At 69.3% G+C, this 3,686-nt stretch carries 6 protein-coding genes; 3 read left to right on the top strand and 3 right to left on the bottom strand.

The features are described from left to right. Window positions 1–193 precede the first annotated feature (193 nt). Genes IQ216_RS12510 through grxC form a run of 3 tightly spaced genes read right to left on the bottom strand, consistent with a single transcriptional unit; the run spans window position 194 to window position 1,689 of the window. Window positions 194–397: a hypothetical protein gene (locus IQ216_RS12510; protein ID WP_193815741.1), complete on the bottom strand. Its 204-nt coding sequence runs from the start codon at window positions 395–397 to the stop codon at window positions 194–196. Between the two features lie 24 nt (window positions 398–421). Next, on the bottom strand, window positions 422–1,420 hold the full coding sequence (gshB, locus tag IQ216_RS12505; protein ID WP_193815743.1) for a glutathione synthase: 999 nt from the start codon (window positions 1,418–1,420) through the stop codon (window positions 422–424). Window positions 1,421–1,428: 8 nt separating this feature from the next. Then, window positions 1,429–1,689 (bottom strand): glutaredoxin 3, encoded by a 261-nt coding sequence (gene grxC / locus IQ216_RS12500; protein ID WP_186698303.1) that lies wholly within the window; start codon window positions 1,687–1,689, stop codon window positions 1,429–1,431. A gap of 84 nt (window positions 1,690–1,773) precedes the next feature. Here grxC and prfB point away from each other — a divergent pair. The 3 genes from prfB (at window position 1,774) to ybeY (ending at window position 3,644) form a co-directional block, all read left to right on the top strand. After that, a protein-coding gene (prfB, locus tag IQ216_RS12495; RefSeq protein WP_186698301.1) for a peptide chain release factor 2 occupies window positions 1,774–2,908 on the top strand; the annotation gives its coding sequence in 2 pieces (ribosomal slippage) (window positions 1,774–1,848 and window positions 1,850–2,908; 1,134 coding nt in all). After that, a complete protein-coding gene (locus tag IQ216_RS12490; protein WP_186698299.1) occupies window positions 2,901–3,071 on the top strand; it encodes a DUF3285 domain-containing protein in 171 nt (56 codons plus the stop codon). The genes prfB and IQ216_RS12490 overlap by 8 nt, the downstream gene beginning before the upstream one ends. 51 nt (window positions 3,072–3,122) lie before the next feature. Next, a complete protein-coding gene (gene ybeY / locus IQ216_RS12485; protein WP_228007482.1) occupies window positions 3,123–3,644 on the top strand; it encodes an rRNA maturation RNase YbeY in 522 nt (173 codons plus the stop codon). The last annotated feature ends 42 nt before the right edge of the window (window positions 3,645–3,686 follow it).

Below are 3,686 nucleotides of genomic sequence, written 5' to 3'. Positions count from 1 at the left end.
TCGCAGGTTGCTATGCAGTACGTGATCAGGAGATCAGTGTGCCTGTCGAGGGAAAGAATCGGCCAACATGGGCAGATTTTGGCACCCGAAAGGGTGAAATCAGCCAAGCCAACCTCAGATTCGCCAAACGTTGTTCATTCCGAGCAAATTCCAACCTTGGACCCACTTTCAGGGCTCGTTGCCCAGAGGCTCCCTAAGGCTGTGGCGGCAAGCCCACGGCCTGGCGCCAGCTGGCCAGGGGACGCGTCCAGCCGCGTTCCCAGCGCTGGGCCAGCAGCGGCTGGGCCTTGTAGCCCAGGAGGTCGCTGTTCACCGCCACCTTTCGGTAGTAGTCGGGATCGAAGCCATGGTCCTGGAGGTGGCGGGCCAGGGCATGGCCGAGACTTTCGGGGGGCATGGCGTAGCCCCTCACCGCAAGGTTTCAAGCCTGGCTGAGTCGGGCCACGGTGAGGTCGGCGAGAGGCACCCCGCCGAGGCGCTCCACCTCGCGGAGGCCGGTGGGGCTGGTCACGTTGATCTCGCTGAGGCGGCCGTCGATCACGTCGATGCCCACGAAGAACAGCCCCTCGGCCCGCAGGGCCGGAGCCAGCTCGGCGCAGATGCGGCGCTCCTGGTCGGTGAGTTCGGTGGCCTGGGGCGCTCCCCCCACGGCGAGGTTGCTGCGGAATTCACCACCGCTCGGCACCCGGTTCACGGCCCCGAGGGGCTCGCCATCCACCAGCAGGATGCGCTTGTCGCCCGCCTTCACCCCCGGCAGGAAGGCCTGCACCATCACCGGCAGCTGTTCCTGGGCCGTCACCAGCTCCAGCAGGGCCCGCAGACCGGGGCTGGAGGCCGAGGCGAACACCACCCCCTGGCCGGCCCGGCCGCCCAGGGGCTTGAGCACCACCTCGGCGTGCTCGGCGGTGAAGGCCGCCAGGGCCTCCACCCGGCTGGCCACCAGGGTGGGAGCCATCAGGTGGCTCCAGCGCAGGGCACTGAGCTTTTCGTTCCAGGCCCGCAGGGCGGCGGGCCGGTTGATCACCGCCACCCCCTGGCGCTCCGCCAGATCGAGCAGGTGGGTGGCATAGAGGTAGGCCTCGTCCACCGGCGGGTCCTTGCGCATCCACACGTGGGCAAAGGCCGTGAGCGGCAGCAGCTGGGGCTCCCCCAGGCGATACCAGGGCTCCGGCACGATCCAGCCCTCGGGCCCCAGCGCCATCGGCTCTAGGGCGATGGGCCAGGCCCGCACCCAGGCCTGATGGCCTGCAGGGGCGGAGGCAGCGCAGCGGGCCGAGAGGTCGGCCGGGGTGGCCACCCACACGGGCCGGCCGGCCCGCTGGGCCGCCTGCATCAGGGCGGCGGTGGAGTCCTTGGCGGGGTTGATGCGACCGATCGGATCGATCACGAACAGCTGGGCGCCCTTCTGCTGGAACGGCATTGCCACCGTCAGGAGGCCAGCAGGGCGTCGAGCCTGCCGCTGCGTTCGAGGGCGTGCAGGTCGTCGCAGCCGCCCACGTGTGCGCCGTTGATGAAGGTCTGGGGCACGCTGCGGCGGCCGCCGCTGAGCTCGGCCATGGCCGCACGGGCCCGCTCATCGCCGTCGATGGCGAATTCGGTGTAGGCCACACCCTTGCGATCGAGCAGGGCCTTGGCCCGCACGCAGAAGGGGCAGGCCCGCCACGTGTAGATCTCGACGGTGGGGGCCATGGGCGCTCGCGGCTTGATGAAGGAATCCTAAAAGCGGCCCCAGCCCCTCGCTGGTACGGTCGATTCACCGACCGCCCGTGCCCGGTGCTCGATCTCACCGACTTCAAACGCGACCTCTCCGAGCTCACTGACCGCCTGGGCAACGCCCAGGACTGTCTTTGACGTTCCTGCCCTGAACGCCCGGCAACAGGACCTCGAGCAGCTCGCCTCCCAGCCGGATTTCTGGAACGACCAGCAGGCGGCGCAGAAGCAGATGCGCCAGCTCGACGACGTGAAGGCCCAGCTGCAGCAGCTGCAGCGCTGGCAGACCGCCGTGGGTGACGCCGAAGCCACCCTGGAGCTCTACGAGCTGGAGCCCGACGCCGAGCTGCTGGAGGAGGCCCATGGCGGCCTGGGCCAGCTGCGCAGCGAGCTGGATCGCTGGGAGCTGGAGCGGCTGCTCTCCGGCCCCTACGACAAGGAGGGGGCCGTGCTCACCATCAACGCCGGCGCCGGCGGCACCGACGCCCAGGACTGGACCCAGCTGCTGCTGCGCATGTACACCCGCTGGGCGGAAGACCACGGCATGAAGGTGAGCGTCGATGAGCTCAGTGAGGGGGAAGAAGCGGGCATCAAGAGCTGCACGATCGAGATCGAGGGCCGCTACGCCTACGGCTACCTGCGCAACGAGAAGGGCACCCACCGGCTGGTGCGCATCTCGCCGTTCAACGCCAACGACAAGCGCCAGACCAGCTTCGCGGGGGTGGAGGTGATGCCCAAGCTCGACGAGGAGGTGAAGCTCGACATCCCCGACAAGGACCTGGAGATCACCACGTCACGCTCCGGTGGTGCCGGTGGCCAGAATGTGAACAAGGTGGAAACGGCGGTGCGCATCCTGCACATCCCCACAGGCCTGTTCGTGCGCTGCACCCAGGAGCGCTCCCAGCTCCAGAACAAGGAGAAGGCGATGGCGCTGCTGATGGCCAAGCTGCTGGTGATCGCCCAGGAACAACGGGCCTCGGAAATCGCCGACATCCGTGGCGACATCGTGGAGGCCGCCTGGGGCAACCAGATCCGCAACTACGTGTTCCACCCGTATCAGATGGTGAAAGACCTCCGCACCCAGCACGAAACCACCGATGTGCAGGGGGTGATGGACGGCGACCTCGACCCCTTCATCCAGAGCCTGCTGCACGCCGGCGTGGCTGGGGGCGAAGCCGAGGCAGACAGCGATGGCTGAACCCAGTCCGGACGCCAAGCCCAGCTTCGTGAAGCTGGCGATGCGCAACATGGTGCGCAAGGGGCGCCAGAGCCTGCTGCATTTCGGGCTCACGGCCGTTGGCCTGATGGCCTTCCTGGTGCTGGTGGCCTGGCTGGGCCGGCCCCAGCTGCCCGGGGGCTGAGCCATCGAGCTCGATCTCGCCTTTGACGCCTCGGCCACCGGTGCCGCTGAGCTGGCCGACCCCGAAGCTGGCGCAGCGCTGTGGCAACGGCAGCTGGAGCGCTGGCTGGACCTGCTGCAGCCTGAACTGCCCGCCGCCCTGCAGGCACCGGCCTACAGCCTGGGGCTGAGCCTGGTGAACGACGCCGCCATCGCCGCCCTCAACCAGGACTGGCGCGCCCTCAGCGGCCCCACCGACGTGCTCGCCTTCGCCGCCCAGGATCCAGACCTGGACGGCCTGCCGGCTCAGCCGGCCCTGCCGGCCGACCCCGACGGGGCAGCGGCCGCCCTGGAGCTGGGCGACATCGTGATCTCCCTGGACACGGCCGAGCGCCAGGCCCCGGAGCACGGCCACAGCCTGGAGCGCGAGCTGCTGTTTCTGGCCAGCCACGGCCTGCTGCACCTGCTGGGCTGGGACCATCCCAACGATGAGGCCCTGGCGGCGATGCTGGCCCGGCAGGAGGCCCTGCTGAGCGCCTGCGGGCCCCAGCCGCGGGTGGTCGCCCGCGTAGCCGGCAGACCTGTTCAGAGCTGAGAACGGCGGTAGGGTGCGGCTCAGCCATGACCAGTCCCCGCC

The sequence above is a fragment of the Cyanobium sp. LEGE 06143 genome (assembly GCF_015207535.1).
GTDB lineage: Bacteria > Cyanobacteriota > Cyanobacteriia > PCC-6307 > Cyanobiaceae > NIES-981.
Note: the sequence above shows the minus strand (reverse complement) of the source record. Positions and strands in the feature narration are given on the sequence as shown.

Coding starts and splice junctions, on each gene's coding strand:
- IQ216_RS12490 (WP_186698299.1), top strand. CDS start 2,901: ATGGCTGAACCCAGTCCGGACGCCAAGCCCAGCTTCGTGAAGCTGGCG.
- grxC (WP_186698303.1), bottom strand. CDS start 1,689: ATGGCCCCCACCGTCGAGATCTACACGTGGCGGGCCTGCCCCTTCTGC.
- gshB (WP_193815743.1), bottom strand. CDS start 1,420: ATGCCGTTCCAGCAGAAGGGCGCCCAGCTGTTCGTGATCGATCCGATC.
- IQ216_RS12510 (WP_193815741.1), bottom strand. CDS start 397: ATGCCCCCCGAAAGTCTCGGCCATGCCCTGGCCCGCCACCTCCAGGAC.